The sequence below is a fragment of the Chloroflexota bacterium genome (assembly GCA_014360905.1).
Classification (GTDB): domain Bacteria; phylum Chloroflexota; class Anaerolineae; order UBA2200; family UBA2200; genus JACIWX01.
Genome location: JACIWW010000001.1, coordinates 1 through 26,068 on the forward strand (window position 1 = coordinate 1; position 26,068 = coordinate 26,068).

General features: G+C 54.8%; 22 protein-coding genes. 18 read left to right on the plus strand and 4 right to left on the minus strand.

Annotated features, from left to right (window positions below; translation table 11 throughout):
* Nucleotides 1–192: hypothetical protein (locus H5T67_00005; protein ID MBC7243701.1), on the plus strand; the 192-nt coding region annotated here is incomplete at its 5' end.
* Here the strand turns inward: H5T67_00005 and H5T67_00010 are convergent.
* Nucleotides 174–1,334 carry an aminotransferase class V-fold PLP-dependent enzyme gene (locus H5T67_00010; GenBank protein MBC7243702.1) on the minus strand — a complete coding sequence of 387 codons (1,161 nt, stop codon included), beginning with the start codon at nt 1,332–1,334 and terminating at the stop codon, nt 174–176. The genes H5T67_00005 and H5T67_00010 overlap by 19 nt on opposite strands.
* A gap of 269 nt (nt 1,335–1,603) precedes the next feature.
* On the opposite strand from H5T67_00010, the gene H5T67_00015 reads away from it, so the two are divergent.
* From H5T67_00015 to H5T67_00025, 3 genes are read left to right on the plus strand one after another with little or no spacing between them, the layout of a single operon-like run.
* The gene (locus H5T67_00015; GenBank protein ID MBC7243703.1) at nt 1,604–2,803 is read left to right on the plus strand and encodes a hypothetical protein; all 1,200 of its coding nucleotides are present in this window, start codon (nt 1,604–1,606) and stop codon (nt 2,801–2,803) included.
* Nucleotides 2,752–3,741: a glycosyltransferase family 2 protein gene (locus H5T67_00020; GenBank protein MBC7243704.1), complete on the plus strand. Its 990-nt coding sequence runs from the start codon at nt 2,752–2,754 to the stop codon at nt 3,739–3,741. The genes H5T67_00015 and H5T67_00020 overlap by 52 nt, the downstream gene beginning before the upstream one ends.
* Entirely contained in the window at nt 3,725–4,567 is an 843-nt protein-coding gene (locus H5T67_00025) for a glycosyltransferase family 2 protein (GenBank protein MBC7243705.1), read from the plus strand. Before H5T67_00020 ends, H5T67_00025 begins: the two co-directional genes overlap by 17 nt.
* Before the next feature lie 35 nt (nt 4,568–4,602).
* Here H5T67_00025 and H5T67_00030 read toward each other — a convergent pair whose 3' ends face one another.
* Nucleotides 4,603–4,773, minus strand: a complete 171-nt coding sequence (locus tag H5T67_00030; GenBank protein MBC7243706.1) for a hypothetical protein — start codon at nt 4,771–4,773, stop codon at nt 4,603–4,605.
* 289 nt (nt 4,774–5,062) lie between these two features.
* On the opposite strand from H5T67_00030, the gene H5T67_00035 reads away from it, so the two are divergent.
* From H5T67_00035 to H5T67_00065, 7 genes are read left to right on the plus strand one after another with little or no spacing between them, the layout of a single operon-like run.
* The gene (locus H5T67_00035) at nt 5,063–7,270 is read left to right on the plus strand and encodes an ATP-dependent helicase (GenBank protein ID MBC7243707.1); all 2,208 of its coding nucleotides are present in this window, start codon (nt 5,063–5,065) and stop codon (nt 7,268–7,270) included.
* Nucleotides 7,263–9,563, plus strand: coding sequence for an ATP-dependent helicase (locus H5T67_00040; GenBank protein ID MBC7243708.1), 2,301 nt, complete (start codon nt 7,263–7,265; stop codon nt 9,561–9,563). Before H5T67_00035 ends, H5T67_00040 begins: the two co-directional genes overlap by 8 nt.
* Nucleotides 9,532–10,428 (plus strand): PD-(D/E)XK nuclease family protein, encoded by an 897-nt coding sequence (locus tag H5T67_00045; GenBank protein ID MBC7243709.1) that lies wholly within the window; start codon nt 9,532–9,534, stop codon nt 10,426–10,428. The genes H5T67_00040 and H5T67_00045 overlap by 32 nt, the downstream gene beginning before the upstream one ends.
* A gap of 50 nt (nt 10,429–10,478) precedes the next feature.
* Complete coding sequence (gene recJ / locus H5T67_00050) at nt 10,479–12,869, plus strand: single-stranded-DNA-specific exonuclease RecJ (protein MBC7243710.1); 2,391 nt, start codon at nt 10,479–10,481, stop codon at nt 12,867–12,869.
* Nucleotides 12,805–13,770: an ROK family protein gene (locus H5T67_00055; protein ID MBC7243711.1), complete on the plus strand. Its 966-nt coding sequence runs from the start codon at nt 12,805–12,807 to the stop codon at nt 13,768–13,770. The genes recJ and H5T67_00055 overlap by 65 nt, the downstream gene beginning before the upstream one ends.
* A gap of 38 nt (nt 13,771–13,808) precedes the next feature.
* Nucleotides 13,809–14,687, plus strand: coding sequence for an ATP-dependent Clp protease proteolytic subunit (locus H5T67_00060; GenBank protein ID MBC7243712.1), 879 nt, complete (start codon nt 13,809–13,811; stop codon nt 14,685–14,687).
* Nucleotides 14,687–15,496, plus strand: coding sequence for a hypothetical protein (locus H5T67_00065; protein MBC7243713.1), 810 nt, complete (start codon nt 14,687–14,689; stop codon nt 15,494–15,496). The genes H5T67_00060 and H5T67_00065 overlap by 1 nt, the downstream gene beginning before the upstream one ends.
* Here the strand turns inward: H5T67_00065 and H5T67_00070 are convergent.
* Entirely contained in the window at nt 15,480–16,160 is a 681-nt protein-coding gene (locus tag H5T67_00070; protein MBC7243714.1) for a TVP38/TMEM64 family protein, read from the minus strand. The genes H5T67_00065 and H5T67_00070 overlap by 17 nt on opposite strands.
* Nucleotides 16,161–16,292: 132 nt before the next feature.
* Nucleotides 16,293–16,532, minus strand: a complete 240-nt coding sequence (gene infA / locus H5T67_00075) for a translation initiation factor IF-1 (protein ID MBC7243715.1) — start codon at nt 16,530–16,532, stop codon at nt 16,293–16,295.
* A gap of 257 nt (nt 16,533–16,789) precedes the next feature.
* Between infA and H5T67_00080 the strand changes: the two genes are divergently transcribed.
* From H5T67_00080 to H5T67_00110, 7 genes are all read left to right on the plus strand, one after another.
* Nucleotides 16,790–17,569, plus strand: coding sequence for a DeoR/GlpR transcriptional regulator (locus tag H5T67_00080; protein ID MBC7243716.1), 780 nt, complete (start codon nt 16,790–16,792; stop codon nt 17,567–17,569).
* 80 nt (nt 17,570–17,649) lie between these two features.
* The gene (locus H5T67_00085; GenBank protein MBC7243717.1) at nt 17,650–19,731 is read left to right on the plus strand and encodes a dehydrogenase; all 2,082 of its coding nucleotides are present in this window, start codon (nt 17,650–17,652) and stop codon (nt 19,729–19,731) included.
* Nucleotides 19,732–19,742: 11 nt separating this feature from the next.
* On the plus strand, nt 19,743–20,939 hold the full coding sequence (locus H5T67_00090; protein ID MBC7243718.1) for a 2-oxo acid dehydrogenase subunit E2: 1,197 nt from the start codon (nt 19,743–19,745) through the stop codon (nt 20,937–20,939).
* Between the two features lie 29 nt (nt 20,940–20,968).
* Nucleotides 20,969–22,357, plus strand: a complete 1,389-nt coding sequence (lpdA, locus tag H5T67_00095; protein MBC7243719.1) for a dihydrolipoyl dehydrogenase — start codon at nt 20,969–20,971, stop codon at nt 22,355–22,357.
* Nucleotides 22,358–22,373: 16 nt separating this feature from the next.
* Nucleotides 22,374–23,699 carry an FADH(2)-oxidizing methylenetetrahydrofolate--tRNA-(uracil(54)-C(5))-methyltransferase TrmFO gene (trmFO, locus tag H5T67_00100; protein MBC7243720.1) on the plus strand — a complete coding sequence of 442 codons (1,326 nt, stop codon included), beginning with the start codon at nt 22,374–22,376 and terminating at the stop codon, nt 23,697–23,699.
* A gap of 261 nt (nt 23,700–23,960) precedes the next feature.
* Entirely contained in the window at nt 23,961–24,842 is an 882-nt protein-coding gene (locus H5T67_00105) for a M28 family peptidase (GenBank protein MBC7243721.1), read from the plus strand.
* 40 nt (nt 24,843–24,882) lie between these two features.
* Entirely contained in the window at nt 24,883–26,049 is a 1,167-nt protein-coding gene (locus tag H5T67_00110) for an LL-diaminopimelate aminotransferase (protein MBC7243722.1), read from the plus strand.
* Nucleotides 26,050–26,068: the final 19 nt, after the last annotated feature.

The window sequence follows — 26,068 nt, forward strand, 5'->3', positions numbered from 1 at the left end:
CGCCCCCACTTTGGCGTGGGCATGGAGCAAAAGCCTCCTTTGGCCGTCTTGCGCCATTTGGGGTATACTGGGGATGAGCATATCGCCTTGCTACCACCTATCCTGCTCGACCCAATTAGTACCGACCTGCTGCTCGCTTGTGACAAAGAGGCTGGTAACGATCTATTGGCCACTTACACGGGCAATAAGTGAGCCAAGGCAGAGACCAGTGCTTCTACGTCTGATCGCGTATTGTAGCCCTGAACGGAAATGCGCACGAACTGTCGCTCTTTCCAGGTGATGATGGGCACCTCGATAGCAAACTGGTCGTATAGGCGCTGCTTCAGTTCTTGCGCCTCACAAGAAGGCAAGGGCAGCGTGACCATTTGCGCATACCACTGAGGCGAGTCAGGGTAAAGTGGTACCAGCCCAGTCAATTCGCTGATGGCGTGGTAAGCCAAGGAAGCAAGTTCATGGCAGCGTTGTTGCACATAGGGCCAATTGTGCTCCGTCTGAAATTGGATGGCATTGGGGACGGTGAGGTAGGCTGAGATGTCGCGGGTGCCTTGCCATTCCTGTTCGTCAACAAAGCGCGATGGCCCTGGTGTATCGCTTTGCCAGCCCCAACTGACGATGAGTGGTTCCAGCAGGGGCTGAACCTCGCGGCGCGCGAAAAGGAAGGCTGAACCCTTGGGCGCACACAGCCATTTGTGGCAATTGCCCGCGTAAAAGTCAGCGCCAAGGGACTGCAGGTTAAGCGGAATCTGTCCGGGGGCATGCGCACCATCAATAACGGTGAGGATGCCGGAGGCACGTGCCCGCTGGATCAAGTCCGCTACGGGTAAGATGAGCGCAGTAGGCGAGGTGATGTGGCTCATGAACAGAACGCGGGTATGTTCGGTCACTCCAGACCAGATGGCTTCGACAACCTGCTCGGGCGATTCCACGGGCAGAGGCAGTGGTTGATTGATGTAGCGCGCTCCAGACTTTTGGCAGACAAAACGCCAGGTACGATCCATGGCGCCATACTCGTGGTCGGTGCTCAGCACTTCATCGCCGGGGCGCAAGGGCAAAGAGCGGGCGACGATGTTTAGCCCGGTGGTAGCGTTTGTGACATAAACCAGGTCATTGGTATCAACGCCAACAAAAGCGGCTAGTGCAGCGCGGGCTGAGTGCATCAGTTCGTTGAAACGCCGGCCGAGGAATTCCACCGGTTGGCGTTCTAGTTCCAATTGCCAGTTTTGATAGGCTTCGAAGACGGGGCGTGGACAGGCGCCAAAGGAACCGTGGTTGAGAAAGATGACATCAGGACGCAGAAGGAAGATCGAGCGTAGATTCAGAGGCTGGGTTTCCATTGGATTGTGAGGACAAGGTGACGCGTGAGGCATGGAGTGTTTCCTTTCTTTCTCATAGAATCGCATGTGGTGCAAATGAAAGTATAGCCTGGGACTAGGGCAAAGTCCAAATGGGGTAACCAGGAGTGGTGCGCTGTGGCCTCGCAATGACAACCGGACCGACTTTGCAACAACCTGGAATGGGAAGCGCAACGAGCAGTTGACTAATCGCGGGGCATGGGGTAAACTTGCCCATGGAATTGGCAAGCCAGTTTTGTGGAGAAGGAGGCATGTTGCGCGGTCGAATCGCATTTTTGATCACGGTTGTTCTGGGTGTAGCGTTGCTGGTTCTAACGGGTTGTAGCAGCAAGCCGTTGCTCTACGATGTGCGCATTGAGCCGAGTGAGATCTCGCCAAATGCTGATGGCGTGGCCGATGTAGCACGCATTATGTACCACCTTTCGCGCTATGCCCGTGTATCCATATATTTCCTGGACGAGCAGGGTGGGAAGCACATGTTTCGCTCAGATGTGCCGCGACCAAAGGGCTCTTACGAAGCATTGTTCAGCGGCGTTATCGAAAACCGCTTGTTACCCGATGGGCGCTATCAATGTGTGCTGGAGGCTGTGTCGGACAAGGGAGAAAATGCCACGGTGCAAGTGCCGCTGGTCATCCAGGGTGGGGAACCCAATTACATCGAAATCCGCAATCTGAACATTTACCCTGCTGTTTTTACGCCCAATCGCGACGGTATCAGCGACCGCGTGACCATTGCCTACTACCTGACAAAAGAAGCAACCAAAGTGCAAGTCTATTTGCTCAGCGAGAAAGGGGACAAATACCCCATCCCCGAGGACAAGATCCGTCCGGTGGGGCAAGCAGGCAATCACGAGCACGATTACGAAGGTGGCGTGGATTTGGGCGCTACGCCACCACCAGATGGCACCTATACTGTGGTGGTGGAAGCGGAGGATGCAGTAGGCAACCGTGATGTAGCGCGCGGGCAGTTGACCATTGTCAATGGAGGAGTGCCCCAGGTCGAGATTGTAAACCGCGCAGCGCAGTGGTCATCCACCGTGGTGCCGCTGGGTGGCACGCTCACCTTTACCTGTACGGTGCGCAATATTGGGAAGGTGGGAGTGCGCACCAAAGGTCCAGAACCAGGTACGCTATACACCACGAGCGAGAATTTCAATACCAAGGAATTCTATGAGGAACCTGGCATTTTCCGCATTGGGCTGGACTATGAGGGCAATAGTTCTGGACGTACTTACCCATTCCGCTGGCAATTGGGTCGTGATGACGAGTTGACCGTGATTGATGGACAAAAATACCTCATGCCTGGGCAGACTGCTACGGTTGTGGGACATATCCAAATCATAGACAAACCGGTGAAAGTGGCCCCCTATTATTGGCTGGGCCTGATTCACGAACAGGTGTGGATCGTCGAAGACCGCGTGGAGCCCGTGCCCATTACCATTGGATTCTGATGGACCTCTCCGTCATTATCGTTAGTTGGAACGTCAAGGGATTGCTCGCCGAGTGCCTGGCTTCGATTTATGCGGCATTGGACAAAAGCAGCCTGCAATGCGAAGTATTGGTCGTTGACAATGCCTCTTCCGATGGTAGCCCCAAGATGGTGAATGAACGTTTTCCACAGGCGCTGCTCCTAGCCAATGCGGAAAACAAGGGTTTTGCCGCTGCAAATAACCAGGGAATGGCTCTGGCACAAGGGCGCTTGGTGCTATTGTTGAATCCCGATACGGTTGTGCGCAACCATGCCTTGGACACGCTGGTGCAATTCATGGATGAGACGCCATTGGCAGGCATGGCGGGTCCTTGCCTGGTCTATCCAGATGGACGTTTCCAACACGCTGCATTCCGCTTTCCCTCGCTGGCACAGGCTTTTTTCGATTTCTTCCCGCTGCATCACCGCTTGCTGGAATCCCCTTTGAATGGACGCTACTCGCGTTCCCTGTACGATGCGGGGCGTCCCTTTGTGATAGATCATCCTCTGGGAGCCTGCATGATGGTGAGGCGTCAGGCGATTGACGAAGTGGGCGGGATGGATGAAGGGTTTTTCATGTACTGTGAAGAAGTAGACTGGGCAATGCGCATCAAACGCGCGGGATGGCAGATTTATTGTGTGCCTGCGGCAGAGATAGTGCATTATGCTGGCCAGAGCACACAACAATTTCGCGATGAGATGTTCGTAGCCCTGTGGCGCAGCCGCTTTCGCCTGTATGCGAAACACTATCGAACGTTTGACAACCGGGCCCTGCGTTTTATCGTGTGCATTGGCCTGTGGAAGGAGAAGCGGAAGGCTCGACGCTTGGCTGAGGCAGGCATCATGTCCCAAGAGGAGCTGGCAGCCCGTATGGCAGCCTATCAGCGAGTACAGGAGATGGCGCATGCTCCCATCCGATAGTTCATTGCTATATGGTGCTGCGGGAGTCAGCCCAGGGGAAGGCGATGATGTCTCCGTGTCAGCATCGAGCGAACCAGAACTGGCTGTGGTGGTCTTGACAAAGAACGAAGAATCCAATATCCACGCTTGTCTGCAAAGCGTTTCGTGGGCTGACCGACTGTGTGTGCTGGATTCGCTGAGCACCGATCGCACGGTTGAACTGGCGCGCCAGGCTGGCGCGGTAGTACGGCAACGTCCCTTTGTCCACTACGCCGATCAACGCAATGCTGCGTTGGAGATGTTTGCTGCAGAGTGGATTTTCTTCGTGGATGCCGATGAGCGTGGCACAGTGGAATTAGGTGAGGAAATACGGCGTGTCATTCGGCAGGAGAATGCGGTTGGCTGGTGGGTGCCGCGGCAGAATTATATTTGGGGGCGTTGGATACGCCACACTGGCTGGTACCCAGATTACCAATTGCGCTTATTGAAGCGGGGCTTTGCCCAATATGACCCAACGCGTGAAGTGCACGAGATTGTCATCCTAAATGGCCCGGAGGGTTATTTACGGAATCCGCTGATTCACTACAACTATGCCACAGTGCGCCAGTTTTTGCAGAGACAGGATTTCTATGCTTCTTATGAGGCAAATGTCCTGGTGAAGCAAGGCATTCGACCGCGCCCGCACAATTTCGTCCTACAGCCATGGCGCGAGTTTGTCCGCCGTTACTGGACTCTGCAAGGTTATAAAGATGGCGGACACGGCTTGTTGCTGAGCCTGCTGATGGCGTACTACACCTTCGTCGCCTACTGGCGGGCGCGGAGAATGCTGACTAGCGCTAAGACATAAGAAGCGGCAAGGTTTTGCTGGGTCTCTGTCGGCCTCTATTCGCGCTGTAGAGGAATGGGATCCAGTTGCTGCCGTAAAAAGTCCTGAACCCGTACATCTGGGCGTAAGGCGATGACTAGCGCATCGGGGATGCCTTTTCTCGTATTGGCATCTACGACTTGTCCCGAGATCTCGGTATCTGTATCTTCTACTCGCCGTTCAAACAACCTCCTTTTTCATTATTAGAAGGCTTAACACGACAATGCCTCACGGGTTTTTGCGGATGGCATGCAATGCAAATCGTAACGAACACAGTATATTCCCAATATCTAGTATTGTCTAATTAGCAGATACAGAGGCGTTGAAAAAAACAGCCTCTGGTATCATTCCTGCACTGCGTTCAGGACGGTATCTGAGCGAAGCGAAGAATCTCTCGTTCCGTATCGCTGAGATGCTTCGGCTGCGCCTCAGCATGACAAAAGGGACTTGTTCAACACCCTCCGATGCAAAAGGGCAATGAACCATCTTGGCTTGTTCTTCCCTTGTCTATATGCTATACTAATGCCCGCAATGTCCGAGATGGAGTTGACTCCTGAGCAGAAGAAGGTTGTTCTAGCACCGATAGGGGAGCCGCGCACGGTTTTCCTAGAAGGGCCGGCTGGCTGCGGCAAGACGACGGTGGCTGTGCAGCGTTTGCTCTACCTCCTGAATGTGGGCGTGCGTGCAGATCAGATTTTGGTGTGGGTGCCGCAACGCTCATATGGCCGACCGTATGTGGAAGCACTGCGTCGTCCAGCGGTACCCGCAGGGGCACGGGTGGATGTGCTCAGCGTGGATGGGCTGGCCAGGCGCATGCTGGATCTCTTCTGGCCGGTGATTGCTGAAGGCGCTGGCTTCAATCCTACCCGTGAGCCGATATTCTTGACCCTGGAAACGGCGCAATATTATCTCGATCAGGTGCTTGAGGCATTCATCCAAGAGGGTGCCTTTGGCGACGTGACAGTGCCCCGCAACCGTTTGCTGAGCCAGATTATTGACAATCTGAACAAGGCAGCTTTGGTTGGTTTTCCCCACACTGAGATTGCAGCGCGACTAAGCGCAGCTTGGAGTGGACCCAGCAGTCGCGAGCGGGTGTACGAGGCCGTGCAGCGAGCAGCCAATGCTTTCCGCGATTATTGTCTGCAGCATAACTTGCTTGATTTTTCGTTGCAGGTGGAGGCATTCATGCGTTATGTGTGGCCCCAGCCTGAATGCCGGACTTTTCTGCTGCGGCGTTACCGCCACTTGATTGCCGATAACCTGGAGGAGGATATCCCTGTTGCGCATGACTTGCTACTCGAATGGCTTGAGCAGGCAGCCTCAGTGCTGTTGGTATACGATCAGGATGGGGGTTTCCGCACCTATCTGGGCGCTGACCCCAAAGGTGCGTTGGCACTCAAAGAGCGCTGTGCACAATGCGTGATACTGGCCACTCCGTTTGTCTCGTCACCAGCCGTGCAGGCACTGAGCACTGCTCTGACGAGGCAGGCGCCAGTGGCTCGTGCTGCAAAGGGCGCATCTGTTCCCAACGCAGAGCAACTGGAGGAATCTTTGCGCTTTGTGGAAGGGCATTTCCATACTACGCTGCTGCGCAATGTCGTGGATGAAGTGCAGCGGCTGGTAAGGGACGAAGGAGTGCCACCTGGCGAGATTGCGGTCGTGGCACCTTTTGTGGATGATGCTTTGCGCTTTGCCTTGGTGACGGACTTGGAGCGTTGTGGCGTGCCGGTGCGGACACACCGTCCCTCGCGTGCGCTGCGCGAGGAACCTGCTGTGCGCTGTCTGCTGACTCTGGCTCAATTGGCGCATCCGCAATGGGAGATGTGCCCACCGCGCAATGATGTGGCGCAGGCATTGGTGCAGGCTATTGCTGACCTGGATTGGGTGCGGGCTAGCTATTTAACGGACATCGTGTACACGGTGAAGGAGCATCGTCCTCGCTTGTATCCGTTCAGACAGTTGCAGCCGGAAACGCAGGAGCGTATCACTTTTCGCTTGGGAGCGCGCTACAGCGATTTGCTGCATTGGATAGAGGCCTATGCAGAAGGGACGCCTTTGCCGTTGGATTTGTTTTTCAGCAGGCTCTTCGACGAGTTATTGGCCAAGCCGGGCTATGGGTTCCATAATAACTACGATGCAGCAGCAGCCGCAGCCAATCTCATCGAGTCGGTGCGCAAGTTCCGCTGGGCGCTGGATGTCGCGGACATGAACGAACTGGGCATGCGCTATATCCGCATGGTGGAAGGAGGAGTGGTAGCGGCTCAGTACCTGCATAGCTGGCGCCCTGTGGAACAGAATGCCGTGCTTATTGCCCCTGCTTATACTTTTCTGACCGAGAACCGCCCGGTGGGTTACCAATTCTGGCTAGACGCCAATAGCCTTTCGTGGGGGCGTCGCCTGTACCAGCCACTGACCCATCCTTTCGTGCTTACCCGCCATTGGCCACGTGAACGTCGCTGGAGCGAGGAAGACGAGTTCATGGCCGGGCAGACGATGTTGTGGCGCGTGGTATTAGGGCTGCTGCGTCGGTGCCGTCAACGAGTATATTTGGGGATCAGTGAGCTGAATCCCCGTGGCCGCGAGGAACGTGGGCCGTTGCTGGAGTGGGTGCAGCGGATGTTGCGCGAGATGGCTCTCACTCCTAATCCCTCTCCAATAGGACAAGGAGAGGAAAAGCGTGTTTAGGCCGAGACAGGCACAGCAAGAGATACTGGCTTACCGTGGCGGTTTGATGGGCGTTGCTGCCGTACCTGGCAGTGGCAAGACGGAGGTGCTTTCTGCCCTGGCAGCAAAGCTGGTGGCTACCAGCCTGGATGAAGGGCAGGAAGTGCTTATCGTGACCCTGGTCAACTCCGCAGTGGATAATTTCACGGCGCGCATTCGTCGTTTCCTGCGCGAGGAGTACCGGCTTTTGCCTGGGATGGGTTACCGCGTGCGTACGTTGCATGGCTTGTCGCATGACATCGTGCGTGAACGTCCCAGCCTAGTGGGATTGGCGGATGACTTTGCGATTGCTGATGACCGGGAAGCATGGGGCATCCTCGAAGATGCAGTGCAATCCTGGTTGCGTACCCATCCTGAGTTGCTGGAAATGTACCTCGATGCAGAAATTGAAGAGTGGCGCATTCGCCCCGTTGCCAAGGATTGGTGGCCTGAAGAGGCCTGTGAGATCGCCAACGCCTTTATTCGCCGTGCTAAGGACAGGCAGTGGACGCCAGAAGTGCTGCGCAGTTGGCTTTCGGCGCGGGATGAACGCTGGCCACTAGCTGAGTTCTGCATAGATGTCTACGCAGATTACCAGCGCAGTTTATCCTACCGGGGTAAGGTGGATTTTGACGATTTGGTGGCGTATGCCATCACTGCGCTGCGTTTGGACCAGGACTATCTCGCACGCTTGCAGCATCGTTGGCCTTTCATCCTGGAGGACGAGGCTCAGGATTCGAGCGCGCTGCAACAGGATTTATTGGCACTGTTGGCTGGCCCCAATGGACGTTGGGTACGGGTTGGTGATCCGAACCAGGCCGTGTACTATACCTTCACTACTGCCAACCCACGTCTTTTGCGCGAGTTCTTGGCACGTCCTGAGGTCCAGACCGTGGAGATGTTGGAGTCAGGGCGCTCCGCGCGCCCTATTATCGAACTGGCCAACTACTTGTTGGATTGGACTGTGAAGGAGCATCCTCTCCAGGAAGCAAGACAAGCCTTTCGGCTGCAGTATATTCAGCCCACAGGTGAGGGTGATGCACAACCGAATCCGCCTGATGCAGAGTGCCTCATCCACTTTCACCCGCGCCGCCTAACGCCGGATGACGAAGTACGCACTGTGGTGAGTTCTCTGGTCAAATGGGTAGCGCGACATAAGGAGAAGACCGTGGCTGTGCTTGTACCAGACAACGAGCGAGGCTTTAAATTCGCTGAGGCGCTGCGCCAAAAAGGGCTTGCCTGTGTGGAATTGCTCAACAGCACTGGGCCAACGCGCGATACGGCGGGCATTTTGGAAGCCATCCTAATGCACTTGGCAGATCCGGATAATCCCAAGCGTCTGGGGCCGGCGTTCTTAGCCTGGCACTGGCGCGAGCGGGTGGATAAGGAGCGCTATGCACATCTGACTCGCCTATCGCGGCTTCTGGGGAAATGTACCAAGGTGGAGGATTATCTGTGGCCACGTCTGGGCGTGGATTGGCTGCACGAACAGGATTTTGGTGGCGATGAGGAGGGCTTGGCACTATTGTTGGAGTTTCGCGAAAAGGCACAGCGCTGGCACAAGGCAGCAGGTTTGCCCATTGATCAGTTGTTGCTCACCTTGTCCCAAGACTTGTTCGACGAGCCGACTGATCTGGCTCGCGCCTATCACTTTGCCGTGGTGCTGCGCGACTATAGCGAGGCCAATCCTGCTTGGCGGCTGGCAGACCTAGCCCAGGAGTTGCACGTGATCGCGCAGAATGAACGGCGCTTTGTGGGTTTGTCTGCCGAAGATACGGGCTTCGATCCGGAACGCTATAAAGGGCAGGTAGTAGTGGCCACCATGCATCGTGCTAAGGGGCTGGAGTGGGACCGCGTGCATCTCACGGCGGTGAACAACTATGATTTCCCCTCGGGGATGGAAATAGACCGCTACAAGAGCGAGCGTTGGTATGTGCGCGACGATTTGAACCTGTCGGCCGAGGCTTTGGGGCAACTGGAGGCGTTGCACCCCGGTGGGACACCCTATGTGGAAGGTGAACCCTCGCGGCAGGCACGCATGGATTACATCTGCGAGCGCTTGCGTCTGTTGTACGTGGGTATCACCCGGGCCAAGCGCGAGTTGATCGTGACCTGGAATACGGGCAAGAGCGAAAAGGAGCCCAAAACGCCAGCCTTGCCCTTTACTATGCTGCGCACCTATTGGGAACAGACTCTCTCCCGCAGGTTGACCGCATCCAACTTGCCGGAGAGCCAGACAAACGATGTGGCGGGAGGAACAGCGCATGGTACCTGAGGGGTTTGTTTTCAGTCAGAGTAGCTTGCAGGACTATGTGGATTGCCCGCGGCGTTTTCAGTTGCGTTACGTAGAGCATTGTCTCTGGCCTGCGCCGGAGACTGCTGATGCGCTGGAGTTCGAGCAACTCTTGCAGCGTGGCCAGGCATTTCATCGGCTATTGCGTCAGTTCTACAGCGGTGTTCCCATTGAGGCGCTAGAAAAGGTTGCCTTGGCGGATCCTGACCTGGCACGCTGGTGGCAGAATTACCGCAGCACTGCGCCCCAAGATTTGCCGCATGAGGTGTGCGAGGCCGAAGCCACTTTATCTGTGGCTATTGTGCCGTCCGAGCACGTAGGAATAGGCAACACAGTGGGTATGGCATATTGCTACCGATTGGAGGCACGCTATGATCTATTGGCGGGCGAGCCAGGCAAGCGTTGGGTCATTGTGGACTGGAAGACGGGACAGCGTCGCAACAGCCGCGCCTGGCTACAGAGCCGCCTGCAGACTCGTATCTATCCTTATGTGCTGGTGCAGGCTGGAGCGTTGTTCAATAATGGCGTGCCGATCGCTCCACAGCAGGTGGAGATGGTGTACTGGTTTGCCGAGTTCCCTGCCCAGCCCGAGCGATTTTTCTACAGTGAAGAACAATTCGCCGCCGATGCTGCTTTCCTGGCTGATTTGGTACATGAGATAGCAACGCGCACTGAGGAGGTATTTCCCAAAACAGAGCAGCGGCGCTTGTGCCACTATTGTGTTTACCGCTCCTTGTGCTGGACTGATGTAGAAGCCGGCTTGCTGGCCGAGGCTGAAGAAGTGGAAGACATTGCAGCAGCGCTGGAAGAGATAGACCTGGAGAGCATTGCTCCAATCCCATTTTAGGGCGCATGAATGATGGGGTTCTGGCAGGATTTGGGGGTGGAGGTATCGGTATGAAATGGGTAGAGCCGCAACTGGTTGAGGTTCCTGCTGACCTGCAAGCTGCAGTGGGTGGCCATCCTTTGGTGGCCAAAGCGTTGGTAGAGCGGGGTTTGCTCACGCCACAGGCAGCGCTGGCGTTTCTGGATCCTGCCTGTTACCGTCCGGTTTCTCCATTTGAGTTGCCAGACATGGCAGTGGCAGTGGAGCGGCTGCAAGCAGCTATCGCCCGCGGTGAGCGTATCCTGGTGTGGGGCGATTTCGACGTGGATGGATTGACGGCCACTGCTTTGCTGGTCGAGGCGCTACGTGCTTTGGGAGCACAGGTAGATTGGTACCTCCCCAATCGTCGCACGGAATCGCATGGCGTACATTGGCGCTCGCTGCAACCGTTCTTAGGTCGTGGTGTGCGCGTGCTGTTGACCTGTGACACGGGCATGACGGCACACGAGACAATGAGCTTAGCTCGAAACGCGGGATTGGATGTGCTGATCACGGACCACCATGCTTTGCCCTCCACACTACCCCAGGCGCAAGCGATCGTGAACCCCCGCCGTCTGCCCGAGGGGCATTTGTTGCACGATTTATCCGGCGTGGGCGTGGCCTACAAGCTGGCTGAAGCACTGGGTGTGGCTGAAAAGGGACTGGATCTGGTCGCATTGGGTTTGGTAGCCGATGTGGTACCGCTGCGTGGGGAGGTGCGTTATCTCGTACAGCGTGGGCTGCAGGCGCTGCAACGGGTGGAGCGTGTGGGTCTGCGAGCATTGCTGGAAGTGGCTGAAATTGAGCCTGATACGCTGGACGAGGATCAGATTAGTTATGCCTTGGCTCCCCGATTGAATACGCTGGGACGATTGGCTGATGCCTCCGTGGGGATGGAACTTTTCTTGACCCAAGACCTGGCTCGGGCCCGTGTGATTGCTGCTGAAATGGAGGCTTTGAATGTGCGCCGCCAATTCCTCAGTCAACAGGTGATGGTGGCAGCACAGGAGCAGATAGAACGGAACCGCTCGCTGCTATCCCAGCCAGTCCTAGTACTGACTCATCCCAAGTGGCCTGCTGGTGTGCTGGGCATTGCTGCCGGACGCCTGGCCGAACGTTACAATCGGCCGGTAGTGCTTCTGTCGGCACCGCCGGGCGAAATGGCACGCGGTTCAGCGCGTTCCGTGCCTAACGTGGATATCTATGCTGTGCTGGCTGCGCATAGCCGATTGCTGACCAGTTTCGGTGGGCATCCTATGGCCGCTGGTTTTTCCATTGATGCGGATCATATCCCTGAGTTACAACGGCGATTGGTACAGGCCGTAGCGGCACAAGTGGGCGAGTTTCCACTTGAACGCGAGTTACCCATTGCAGCCTATCTTTCCTTGCCCGAACTTACCTTGGAGTTACTGGACGAAATAACAAGGCTGGCGCCGTTTGGTCCAGGCAACCCGCCAGTTTATCTGGCGACGAGACGGCTGCGCGTGACAGGGGAGCGCACGATAGGACGCACAGGCGAGCACCGTCGTTTGGAAGTGCAGGATGAAAAGGGGCATGCCTTGCCGGCGTTGTGGTGGCAAAGCGCGGACTTGCCCGCGCCCGAGGGGCTGTTCGACCTGGCCTATGTGCTGCGTGCGGGCTCTTTTGCCGGCGAGCGTGCACTGTACTTGGAGTGGATAGATGCACATGTCGAAGAAAAGCCGGTGGTGGAACTCGTCGTACCGGCGATAGCTGTTGCCGTGGCCGACTATCGCACCGTCAGGGAGCCATTGCCGATCCTGCAGGCATTGAGGGAGGAGGGTACGGTGATGCTTTGGGCGGAAGCTGTGGCAGTGCCAGGCTTCCCAGGGCGTGGCAGGAGTGAATTGCAGCCCAGTCCAGCCTTGGCAGTGTGGACGCTACCTCCGGGCCCACGTGTTTGGGAGCAAGTCCTATGCCATGTGCAACCTGAGCAGGTGTACTTGTTCGGCATAGACCCAGGGTTGGATACCATAGATGCTTTCCTGCGCCGTCTGACAGGGCTAGTCAAGCATGCCCTGAGTGCTTACAACGGACGTTTGGAGTGGGAGGTGCTAGCGACAGCGATGGCCCATTGTGTGGAAACGGTACAAGCCGGCGTGCGCTGGCTTATAGCTCATGGGTTGGTATCGCAAGTGGCACAGCAGGATTGCGCTCTTATTGTGGAAGGTGGCGGTCGTGCCGATGAAGTATCTGAACGAAAGGCGCGGCGAGAGTTGGAAGAGTTGCTGTGCGAGACAGCGGCGTACCGCGCCTATTTTCGCCAAGCGGATGCAAAAAAACTGGTGGCGGTGAAGAGTGGGGGCATGTTTTTGCATGCTCAGCACTCGGGAGGGGAAAATGACCTATCCTTATGTGGTGGGAGTGGACTTGGGTGCGACGCAGATTCGCGCTTGCTTAGCTGATACGGAGGGGAACATCATGCGCGAAGCACGGCAGCCTACGCTGGCTCAGGAGGGATTGCAGCCAGTGCTGAAGCGCCTGAAAGCGACCATTGCTCAAGTGCTGCCTGAGGCTCCAGAAGCACATGCCGTGGCCATTGGTGTTGGCTCACCTGGACCGCTCGATCCACGTACTGGCGTGGTGATCGCACCGCCTAACCTCCTAGGTTGGCACAATGTGCCGTTGCGCGATATCCTCTCACAAGAATTTGGGTTGCCAGTTTACGTGAACAACGATGCCAACGTGGCAGCATTGGCAGAGTTGCGCTTTGGTGCTGGACGGGGTTGCTCGGATATGGTGTATTTAACGATTAGCACCGGTATTGGTGGCGGAATCATCTGCAACGGGCAGTTATTGCTGGGAGCCCATGGACTGGCTGGGGAACCAGGACATGCTACTGTGGAGCCGGCAGGACCGCGCTGCAACTGTGGCAATGTAGGGTGCCTTGAGGTAATGGCGGCAGGGCCGGCAATCGCTCGCCATGCGCTGGAGTTAATACGCCGAGGCTATGATTCATCGCTGTGCACAGTGGTACGAGAGGGGATGGAGCTTAGCGCAGAGATGGTGGGCAAAGCGGCGCAGGAGGGGGATAGTGTCGCGCTGCAAGCGATCCAGCGTGCAGCGCATTACCTAGGTATAAGTGTGTTAAATCTCATCCACATCTTCGATCCAGACCGCGTGATCCTAGGCGGCGGAGTGAGCAAACTGGGTTCGCTGCTCTTTGAGCCAGTACGTGCATGGGTGCGGGAGCATGCCATCACACCTGTGCAACGCGAGACACCGATTGTGCCGGCGGCATTGGGGGATCAGGTGGGGCTATTGGGAGCAGTGGTGTGGGCAGTGGACAATATTTCGCCTGCGTAGTATAATTTTGTTGAACATTGAGCAAACGAGGGGGGAGCATGGGTCTGAATGACATCTTCAATATCGTCTGGATTCTGTTCTTGCTATCCACTTTTATACCGCTGTTGACACGGCGTGCAATAGAGGCACGACGGCGCATGGTGATGGATGCCATTGAGCGCAAACGCGGCTCGAGATTGATCACGCTCATCCACCGTCAGGAGACGATGAGCCTTTTGGGCATTCCCATCAGTCGCTATATTGACATCGAGGACTCGGAACAGGTATTGCGTGCGATTCGACTTACCAGTGAAGATGTTCCCATTGACATCGTGTTGCATACGCCTGGTGGCCTAGTGCTGGCAGCGGAACAGATTGCATGCGCGCTCAGCCGGCACAAGGCGAAAGTAACCGTATTTGTCCCACACTATGCCATGTCTGGTGGCACATTGATCGCTCTCGCTGCGGACGAGATCGTGATGGATCCAAATGGCGTGCTTGGGCCTGTCGATCCACAGTTGCAGATGCCGCAGGGTGGTGGTTACGTGCCCGCTGTGTCCGTGTTGGCTGCTCTGCAAGTGGACAATCCCAACCGTGATGATCTGACCCTGATGATGGGTGACATGGCGCGCAAAGCCATTCAGCAGGTGCACAATACAGTGTATACACTGTTGCGCAACAATGGCATGGAGGAAGAGAAGGCTCGTCAGATTGCGACCAAACTCAGCGAGGGCTGCTGGACCCATGATTATCCCATTTCTGCTGACGAGGCGCGTGAGATGGGCTTGCCGATCTCCGAGGACATGCCTAAAGAAATCTATGCGCTGATGGATCTTTACCCTCAGGCTGCGCAACGGCGTCCATCGGTGGAGTTCATCCCTGCTCCATACCGTCCATCTCCACCTACTAGGCCGGGCCAGGGTGAGCCTGGTCGCTGATGCGGATTCTGGCGATTACTCAGGGCGAATACGGCAAGCGCATGGTGCAGAATCTGCGCGCCCATGCGCCACAGGGATGGGTCATAGAGGAATGGCAGGCTCCCGGGAATCTGCCCCTAGTGATGGACTATCCGGAAGAGCACATCCCGGAAGAGTTGCCCCCTGTTGATTTGATCCTCTCTCTTGGCGAGAATCCTGGAGTGGCCGAACTTATCCCTGAGATTGCGCAACGAACAGGTGCGCATGCAGTCATTGTACCCATTGACCACACCGAGTGGATGCCGAAAGGACTGGCACGCCAGTTAAAGCAGTGGCTAGAGAATATTGGTGTTGCGGCTGTTTTCCCCAAGCCGCTCTGTTCGCTGACTGAAACGCATTACAATGCAGGTCGGCATCGTGTGGAGTACCATAACGAATGGATTGCAGAGTTCGCCCGTTTCTTTGGGCGTCCTCGTTTCATCCTCACAGTTGATCCAGCGAGCAAGACCATTATCGAGGCCCATGTAGAGCGGGATGCTGTGTGCGGATGTGCGCGCCATGTTGCCGAAGGATTGATTGGAGTCCATGTGGATGAGGCTGAATTCCAGGCAGGTATGCTCCATCACCACTATCCGTGCTTGGCTGCGATGGGCATAGACAATGACTTTGGCGATACGTTGATGCACGTGTCTGGCCATATCACGAAAGAGGAGGTCAAAGCCCAGATCAAGCCATACCTTACGATCCAGTATTTCGAGCCTCATGGGCGCGTGGAAGAGGCGAGCGACAGCAAACCTTTGGACAAATCCGAAGCTAATGATCTCCCGTGATCTTCCAAGCCCATTCCTGGAGTTGGTTGCCATAGCGCAGAAGTAGTGCTGCCAATAACGCTGATGCGGCAATGAGCATGAGCCATTGTGTAGTACTGAAGCGAACTGCGTTCGCTCCCAGCCAGCAAGACGTCAGAACGCCAGGCAGGCGTCCAACCAAGGCTACCAGAGCTAGGGCTGGAATAGGGATGGAAGATAGTCCTGCTACGAAGCAAGCAAGGTCATCAGGCAAGAAGGGCACGAAGAAGACCAGCAGAAAAAAGAAAAGGCCATGCCGTCGCGCACCATCATCCAAGCGTTTCAAGGTATGTGCAGGCATCAGACGTTCCACTAGTGGACGGCCGCCAAAGCGTGCCAGGGTAAAAGCAGTGATTGAGCCCAGCATAATGCCGATCATGCTGTACACAGTTCCCCAGAAGATGCCAAAGAAATAGCCGCTGACCAGACCCACTATCTGGCCTGGTATAGGTGCCAGTAGGACCTGAGCAGCCTGCAAAATCACGATTGCTAGCGGTTTCCATGTTCCCCATTGATTCACCCAAGCGCTCAGACGCACCTGGTCTTGGAACAATATCCAATAGTCCAGCTGGCGCATGACCAGGAAAACTGCTGCCAATAGGGCGAGCACCACAAGCGCAAGGAGAGCGGATACGCGGACTTTCATATTCACTCTATGCGATGCCATCGTTGGGAGAGCGATTGGTGGGAATAAAAGAAAACCGGCACATGCCGGCTCCTGCGATAAGATCAGATGATTCCTTTAGATATATCCATCTATCTGCCATCAAGCGGCTGGCTACTCCGAAGGTATCTTGTAACGGTACACGATGCGGCCTTTTTCCAGATCATAGGGGGATAATTCCACTCTGACCCTGTCACCCAACAGCACTTTGATGTAGTAACGGCGCATTCGGCCCGAAAGATAGGCTAAAACTTGTTGCCCCGTGTCCAAATTCACACGGAACATGGCATTGGGCAAAGCTTCGACTACAGTGCCAGTTACCTCCAAACGTTGTCTTTTTTCTCCTTCGGTCAATGGGTCACTCACCTCCTTGTGTGTAGATAAACATATTTCTGTTGAGATTATAATCTGGTCTTATGGTGATGTCAAATCACCGTGAATGGAGCAGGTGACAACAGATGCAATACCTGCACTGGTACTGGTGCCGCTGAACAGTTGCATGGAGCGCTGATTTTGACAAAATTCGAAATGGAAATATAATGAATTCGAAAGTAATACGAACATAGACTGGTTGATCTATGCAGAGCGTTGATGGTTAAGGAGAGCTGTTGGTGTTAGAGGCAAATGAAAGGCGAAAACTGGCTATTCTGGAAGAACTGGCCAATGCGCGTCGAGTATTGGTATCAGATCTCAGTCAGAAGTTTGGCGTGTCCGAGGTTTCGATACGCCGCGATTTAGAAGAGCTAGAGGCACGCGGCTTGTTGCGCCGCGTGTGGGGTGGAGCGGTCAGCGTGCCACAGACCATTCTGGAGTGGTCATTCAACGAGAAGATGATGATGCACAAAGAGCAGAAAGAGCGCATTGGACGTGCTGCTGCGGCACTGATCAAAGATGGCGATGTGATCATCATGGACTCGGGAACAACCGTAGTGCATGTAGCTCGATACATCTCGCGGGATATCTTAACTTCTGGGCATCTGACGGTCATCACCAGTTCGCTGCCCATTGTGCGTGAGTTGGGCTGCTGGAAAGGCGTGCATTTGATCCTGTTAGGCGGCATCTATTTGCCGCAGCAGGAAGTTGTGGTGGGACCTCAATCCATTGCCAGTCTGTCAGGCTTGCATGCGGATAAGATGTTTCTGGGCGCGGGCGGTTTGAGCCTAGAAGTTGGTGCCACCACTGCTACGGTGCTCGATGCCGAAGTGGATAGAGCCTGTGTGAAAGCCTCTGAGCAGGTCATTGCTGTGATTGACTCCAGCAAGATCGGCCGCAAGGGGCTGGCTACCGTGGTTCCTCTGACCGAAATTGACATCCTCATCACGGACGATGGTGCCCCACCGGATTTTGTCGCACAGGCCATTGCACTGGGGGTTGAAGTGCGAATTGTCTGAAAGAAAAGGCGCTCGGACCAATTTTTGCGAGTGAGTTTCCTATCGACATAACATATTGTGCTTCGGGAGGACAAACAAGCATGGTTAAGAAGACACTGAAGAAAAACTTGAAAGCGCTCATGAAGGAAGAAGGGCTGAGCAAGGCAGATTTGCTCAACTACTTGCGACAGATGCTGGAGATTCGCCATTTTGAGGAAACTGTGTACGACCTACTGGGGAAGAACCTCATCAAAGGCGCTTCCCATCTTTACGCTGGCGAGGAAGCCGTCGCTGTTGGTGCGATTTCGACATTGCGCGATGACGATTTGATCACCAGCACGCATCGGGGCCATGGGCATTGCCATGCACGTGGGGATAGCCTAGCCAAAACACCGCAGGAGAAACAAGAGCACCTGAATAAGATGATGGCCGAATTGTGTGGACGCGCCACGGGGTATTGCAAAGGGCGAGGCGGCTCGATGCACATTGCGGATGTCGAGCGAGGGAATCTCGGGGCTACCGGCATTGTCGGTGGGAACATTCCGGTGGCTACAGGAGCTGCTCTTGCCGTGAAAATGCAAGGTCAGGACAGGGTAGTGCTTTGTTTCTTTGGCGACGGCGCAGCGAACACGGGCAATTTTCATGAATCGCTGAACCTGGCTTCTGTCTGGAACTTGCCCGTGGTGTACATTGTGGAGAACAACCAGTATGGCATGTCCGTTCCCTTTACCAAAGCGTCCAAACTCCCCGATGTGGCGGCACGGGCATGTGCTTATGGCATACCGGGTGAGGTAGTGGACGGGATGGATGTGCTGGCGGTTCGTGCTGCAGTCAGAAAAGCGGTGGAACGTGCTCGTCGAGGCGAAGGGCCATCCTTGATCGAGTGTAAGACCTATCGTTGGTTTGGTCATTCGCGTTCCGATCCATGCGTTTACCGCACTCGTGAAGAGGAAGAGCAATGGAAAAAGTGCGATCCTATCGTACAGCTCAAGAAGCGGATGAAAGCAGAGGGCATTGCCACGGAGCAGGAAATAGCGGAAGTGGAGGAACGGGCTGCAGCGGCGATCAAGACTGCTACGGACTTTGCTTTCGCCTCACCATTACCGCATCCTTCTGAGTTATACCATGACGTTTATGCGCCTAGCAAGACGACAGCGGCAGATGTAGAGGCGGAGCGTCAATTGCGCCAGAGAGTGCGCAGCAATCCAACTATGCGCCAGATCCCATATTGGCAGGCTATTAACGAGGCTTTGCGTGAGGAGATGGATCGTGACCCGCGCGTTTTTGTCATGGGCGAAGATGTTGGTGTTTATGGTGGAGCCTATGGAGTAACACGGGGTCTTATTGAAAAGTATGGTCCGGAACGGATAAGGGATACGCCTATTTCGGAAGCAATCATTGGAGGGGCAGCAGTTGGTGCAGCTATGGCTGGCATGCGCCCAGTGGCCGAGATCATGTATGTGGATTTCACGCCTTTGGCTATGGACCAAATTGCCAATCAGGGAGCTAAGAACCGGTATATGTTCGGGGGGAAGACGATTGTGCCGATGGTCATACGGACAGAAGGTGGGACAGGACGATCTATCGCAGCCCACCACTCGCAGAGCCTGGAAGCTCTATGGGTTCACTTCCCAGGGATTTATGTGGTGATGCCAGCAACGCCCTATGATGCCAAAGGCTTGCTCAAGACGGCGATCCGCGATGACAACCCTATCATGTTTATTGAGCACAAGATGCTGTACAAGGAGCAGGGGCCCGTGCCTGAGGGTGAATACCTGATTCCATTGGGTGTTGCTGATGTGGTGCGTGAAGGAAAAGATGTCACGGTCGTTGCCTATTCGCGTATGCGCTATCGCGCTTTGGAGGCGGCTGAGATCCTTGCAGCAGAAGGCATCAGCGTTGAAGTGATTGATCCGCGTACGCTGAAGCCGCTGGATTTGGAGACAATTGTCAACTCGGTGAAGAAAACAGGCCGGCTAGTTGGAGTAACAGAGGCGTACAAGACAGGCAGTTTCATCAGCGAGCTGTTTGCTCTGGTGAATGAGGCTGCTTTTGATTACCTAGATGCGCCTATGGTGCGTGTGGCAGGAGCAGACGTGCCCATTCCGATGAGTGAGCCATTGGAAGCGGCTGCCATACCTAGCACAGAGCAGATCGTTGCTGCTATCCGTAGCATACTCTGAAAGGAGAGAACATGGCTGTCGAGGTCATCTTGCCTGTTTTGGGAGAAACGATGGATGAGGGTACAATTGTAAAATGGTTCGTAGATGTTGGTCAGACGGTTCAAAAAGGAGAGCCACTGTATCAGCTTGAGACCGATAAGGCTGTGTTGGAGGTGGAAGCGCCGGCAAGTGGCGTATTGCGCGAGATCTTTTATCAGGCAGGGAGCAAAGTGCCAGTGCTGACGGTAGTGGGGCTGATCGCCGCTCCGGATGAAGATATTAGTGCCTATAAGCCAAGCCAGGTTGAACAGAAGATGCCTGCCGCACCTGTCGCTGAACTGAAGAGGGCAGTGGAACAGCCGCGCGAAGAGCAGGTTCCCCCGCGTATTTTTGTTTCTCCGCGGGCGCGGAAAATGGCGGAAGAGCATGGGGTTGACCTTGCACGCATCAAGGGCACGGGGCCTGGCGGGCGTATTGTGGAAAGAGATGTGCGTGCCGCATTGATGGTAGAGACGAAGGAAGTTCCCGTTATGCCAGCGGCAGTTGAAAGCGTGCCACTCGCTGGGGTACGGCGCATTATTGCCGAGCGCATGAGTGCCAGCACCCACACGACAGCAGCGGTTACCTTGACCACAGAGGCGGACGCGACTAATCTGGTACAATTGCGCACGCTACTGAAAGAACAACTCGAGTCCACTTTGGGCTTTGCCATCTCGTATACGGACATTCTGGTAGCCGTGGTTGCACGTGCTTTGCGTGAATACCCCTATATGAATGTGCGCTTAGTTGGTGATGAAATCCAGACCATAGCGCAAATTCATATTGGAGTGGCTGTGGATACGGAGCGGGGTTTGGTAGTGCCAGTGATTCGCCATGCAGATCAGAAGGGGATTGTGGAGATTGCCCGTACCCTGCGAGATCTAGTGGGGCGTGCGCGTGCTGGGAAGAGCATGCCGGATGATTTGAGCGGGGGCACGTTCACTATTACCAATCTCGGGATGTATGACATTGATGCCTTCACGCCAATCATCAACTTGCCCGAGTGTGCCATTTTGGGAGTAGGACGTCTGCGTCAGATGCCCGTGGTTCACGAGGGGCAAGTCTGTGTGCGCCAGATGATGGTGCTTAGCTTGACTTTTGATCATCGCCTGGTGGATGGAGCACCTGCAGCACGTTTTCTGCAGCGGATAAAGCAACTTGTGGAACAGCCATACTTGTTGTTAGGCTAGGGGAAATAGTGAGAGAGGAGATGAGGGATATGACGATTCGTTCTGATATCGCTATTATTGGTGCTGGCCCAGGTGGTTATGTGGCTGCCTTGCGCGCTGCCCAATTGGGGGCAAAAGTGGTTCTTGTGGAAAAAGGGAAACTAGGTGGAGTCTGTTTGAACTGGGGCTGTATTCCCACCAAAACTTTGCTGCGGACAGCTGAGTTGCTCAATCTAGCACGAGAAGCAGCGGACTATGGAGTGATTGTGAGCGAAGTCAAACTGGATTGGTCAGCCGCGCAAAAGAGGAAAGAGGCAGTAGTGCGTCGCCTGACAGGTGGCGTCAAATTTCTCTTGGAGAAGGCTGGAGTGCAATTGCTGCCTGGAATAGCGCGTTTCGTTTCCCCGTCTGCGTTGGAAGTAGTGGGAGAGGGTGGACAGGAGCGTGTGGAGGCAAAGGACTATGTCATTGCCACAGGCTCGCGCCCTGCATCTCTGCCCATTCCAGGGCTGGAAGGGTCTGGTGTGTTGACCAGCGATGACGCGTTGAGCATGGACGCACTTCCGGGCAGTCTGTTGATTATCGGGGCGGGACCGATTGGCGTCGAGTTTGCAACGCTATTCCGCGCTTGCGGAGTGCAGGTAACCTTGGTTGAGTTGTTGCCACGAGTGCTGCCAACGTTGGATGCCGACCTTGGCGCGGAGGTAGAGCGCGCCCTGAAAAAGGCAAAGGTGGCGGTTTATACCGCAAGCCAGGTTTCCAAGGTAGCATCGAACAATGGGAAGTACGCAGTTACGATTCAGGGTGCGGCCCAGGCTACTACGGTGGAAGTAGATAAAATCCTCGTTGCGGTAGGTCGGCGACCCAATGTAGAGGAGTTAAGGCTGGATTCTGTGGGGGTGCAAGTGGAGAAAGCCGGGATTAAAGTAGACGAATTCATGCGCACCAATTTGCCCCATGTATATGCGGTCGGCGATGTGACAGGTGGCATCCTGTTGGCACATGTTGCCATGCACGAAGGAGTTGTGGCAGTGGAGAATGCTATAGGGTTGCAGCGTGCTATGAATTATGCTGCTGTGCCCAGTTGTGTGTTCACCTGGCCTGAAGTGGCTAGCGTGGGGTTGAGCGAGGAACAGGCACGGCAACAGGGTTATGACCTCAAGGTGGGCAAATTTCCCTTCCGTGCCAATGGCAAAGCCTTGGCGCAAGGTGAACAGGAAGGTTTAGTCAAGATCGTGGCTGAAAGCAAGTACGGGCAGATTCTCGGGGTGCATATCGTTGGTCCACATGCGAGTGATCTGATTCAGGAAGGTACTCTGGCGCTAACGCTAGAGGCTACTTTGGACGAATTAGAGGTTGCGATCCATCCTCATCCTACATTGAGCGAAGCAGTAGCTGAGGCGGCTTTAGCGGCTAAGGGTCGTGCCTTGCATAGCTAGAGGGACAGGTTCATCTATGGTCGAGATCGTGGTGATCGGCGGAGGGTTGGCTGGTAGCGAAGCTGCTTGGCAAGCAGCGCAACGTGGTGTGCGAGTGATCCTCTACGAGATGCGACCCGCCGTGATGACGCCGGCACATCGCACTGCCTATCTGGCCGAATTGGTTTGCAGCAACTCTCTCGGTTCAAATTTGCCAGATCGGGCACCGGGTCTGCTGAAGGCAGAGCTGCGCTACCTCAGGTCGCTGATTCTGGCCTGTGCGGATGAGAATGCTGTGCCCGCCGGAGGAGCTTTGGCTGTGGATCGGGAGGGCTTTGCTCAGGCAATCACGGCTCAGATTGAAATGCATCCCCTTATCTCCATACGGCGCACTGAAGTGCAGGAGATCCCGAAAGAAGGCATTGTGGTTATTGCAACTGGGCCACTCACTTCGCAATTGCTAGCCGAGGACATTGCCCGCCTGACTGGTCAGGAGCATCTGTACTTCTACGATGCCATGGCTCCTATTGTCACGCTGGAGTCCATCGACATGAGCCGTGCTTTCCGTGCTTCCCGTTATGGACGAGGCCAGGATGACTATATCAATTGTCCGATGACTCGGGAAGAGTACGAGCACTTTGTGGATGAGCTATTGAAAGCTGAAACAATACCCCTGCGTGAGTTTGAGCGGGAGGATCAGCATTTCTTTGAGGCCTGTCTGCCTGTGGAGGTGATTGCACGGCGTGGGCGGAATGCGCTGGCTTTTGGCCCTCTGAAGCCGGTGGGTTTGATCGATCCGCGTACGGGGCGGCAGCCGTACGCTGTAGTGCAACTGCGCCAGGACAATTTGGCAGGCACATTGTATAACTTGGTCGGCTTTCAGACGAATTTGAAGTGGAGCGAACAGAAGCGCGTTTTCTCGCTTATCCCTGGTCTGGAGCACGCTGAATTTGTGCGCTATGGGCAGATGCACCGCAATACCTTCATTAATTCGCCTGCATTGTTGGATGCAACAATGGAATGCCGACAGCGGAGGGGGCTGTTCTTTGCTGGGCAAATCACCGGGACCGAAGGGTACATTGCGTCCACGGGCAGCGGCTATGTGGCCGGACTCAACGCTGCCCGTCTGGCCATGGGCATGCACTTGGTGGAATTCCCGCGTACCACCATGCTTGGTGCTCTTTGTCACTATGTGGCATCAGCGGAAGCGACAGGTTTTCAACCGATGAAGCCCAATTTTGGTCTGATGCCACCACTTGAAGGCAGGCAGCGAGGGAAGAGACAACGCTATCGGGCGTATGCGGAGAGAGCGATGACTGCTCTGCAAGAATTTGTGGCTATGCACGATGTTTTGCCTTTATAAATGATGACCGATTTGCAGCAGGCTGCTTTCATTCCTGTTTTGACAATCCTTGTTCTTTTGTTATATTACAGTGCAAAATAAGTGAAATTTGCAGAGCACAGATGCTGGGGTGTGGGAGGGTGGAGAAGAAGTTGAGTGAAAGCGGAGGCACAGGCAGTTAATGAAGGGATATCGAGGCAACTCGAGCACAAATTTCGTGTAGTCAATGAGCTACAAACATGCTGTTTAGCATTTAGTTTTCTCTGAAGGAAGGTTTAGGCTATGCGAAGCCATGACAGTGGTTTTAGACAGGTAGCACTTGCTGCTTTTGCGCTTGCCCTTTTGTTGGTAGCCTGCGCGCACAAAAGCAACAAGACAGAGCAATTTGACGGACAGAAAGCTTATCTCCATGTGCTCAAACAGTGCGATTTTGGCCCTCGCCCCACTGGCTCAGAAGAAAATCAGCAGACAGCAGAATACATTATTTCAGAGCTACACAAATCAGGGTGGGTGACTGATGTACAAGGCTTTACCTATCGTGGTATTAATGCACGCAATATCATCGGTGCACAGGGTAGTGGTCCACTGATCATCCTAGGCGTGCACTATGACACGCGTCCCATCGCCGACCGTGATCCAATTGATCGCAACCGCCCAGTTCCCGGCGCCAACGACGGAGCTAGTGGTGTCGCAGTATTGCTGGAACTGGCACGTGTTTTGGATCTCAGCAAAGCAGGCATCCAAGTCTGGCTCGTCTTTTTCGACGCCGAGGATCGCGGTAACATCAATGGATGGCCCTTTTCGGTAGGCGCCTCTTACATGGCACAGCGTCTTTCTGTAAGACCAGAGGCAGTCGTTGTAGTGGATATGGTTGGTGATAGCGAACAGCAGCTCTTCTGGGAACAAAATTCCGATGAGCAGTTGCTGAGAACCTTATGGGCCATTGCGGCTGACCTGGGATACGAGAAGTATTTCATTCCACAGTACCGCTACGCCATTATAGACGACCACCTACCATTTCGCCAACTAGGGCTTGCAGCAGTGGACATTATTGACTTTGACTATCCCTACTGGCATACTACAGAAGACACTCTGGACAAGGTAAGCCCAGAGAGTTTGCAGCGAGTAGGACGTGTGCTGGAAACATGGCTTGAGAATTATTAACACCAATTAAGAACAGACTCAACGATGAAGGAGAAAGGTTATGAATCTGGCCAAACGCATTGCTGACCTTCCACCTTATGTCTTCGCAGAAGCAGGCCAAAGGCTAGAACAAATGAAAGCAGAAGGCGTTGATGTCATCAACTTGGGCATTGGTAGTCCGGATCTTCCACCACCACGCCCAATCATTGACGCTCTCTTCGCATCAGCCATGAAGCCGGACAATCATGGCTACGCGGGTTATTACGGGCTGCCCGCGCTGCGACAGGCCATAGCCGACTATTATGCGCGCCGTTTCGGAGTGGAACTGGATCCAAACCAAGAGGTGGCTGTGCTCATCGGGTCAAAGGAGGGCATTTTCAACACCTCTCTGGCCTTCTTGGACTCAGGCGATGTAGCCTTGGTTCCGGATCCTGGCTATCCCACTTACAGCATAGGAACACACATGGCGGGGGGAGTACGCTACCCTTTGCCTCTTTTCGAAGAGCATGGATTCTTGCCACAACTGGAATCTATTCCTGCCGACATTGCCCATGCAGCCAAAATTCTTTGGCTGAATTATCCCAATAACCCTACTGGGGCTGTAGCCGACCTCGAATTCCTATCGCGAGCAGTGCACTTTGCCCAGTGCCACGACCTTTTGCTGTGCTACGACAATCCCTACTGCGATTTAACCTTCGATGGTTATCAAGCACCCAGTATCCTGCAAGTGCCAGGGGCTAAGGACGTCACATTGGAGTTCAACTCCCTATCCAAGACCTACAACATGGCTGGCTGGCGAGTAGGTATGGCGGTAGGTAACCGCCAGGCTATAGAAGCTCTACACCGCGTCAAGACCCATGTTGACTCGGGCATTTTCAAGCCCATTCAAGAAGCCGCTATAGCTGCTTTGACTGGCGATCAGAGTTGGCTTGTACAGCGCAATACTATCTACCAGCAGCGCAGGGACGCAGTAATGGCATTTCTGCCGTTGATTGGAATGAGAGCATCGTTACCTAAAGCAGGCTTGTATGTCTGGGCACGAACTCCCGAAGGCTGGACATCGCAACAGTTCTGCCTACACGTTCTGGAAAAGACAGGGGTCTGGCTGACTCCTGGCACTGCCTTTGGTGAACATGGTGAGGGATATGCACGCATAGCACTGACAGTGCCAGAAGAGAGGCTACGCACCGTTGCTGAGAGGCTACGCCGCGTAAACAAGCTCACCTAGCTTTCAGGAAGCAGGAGGA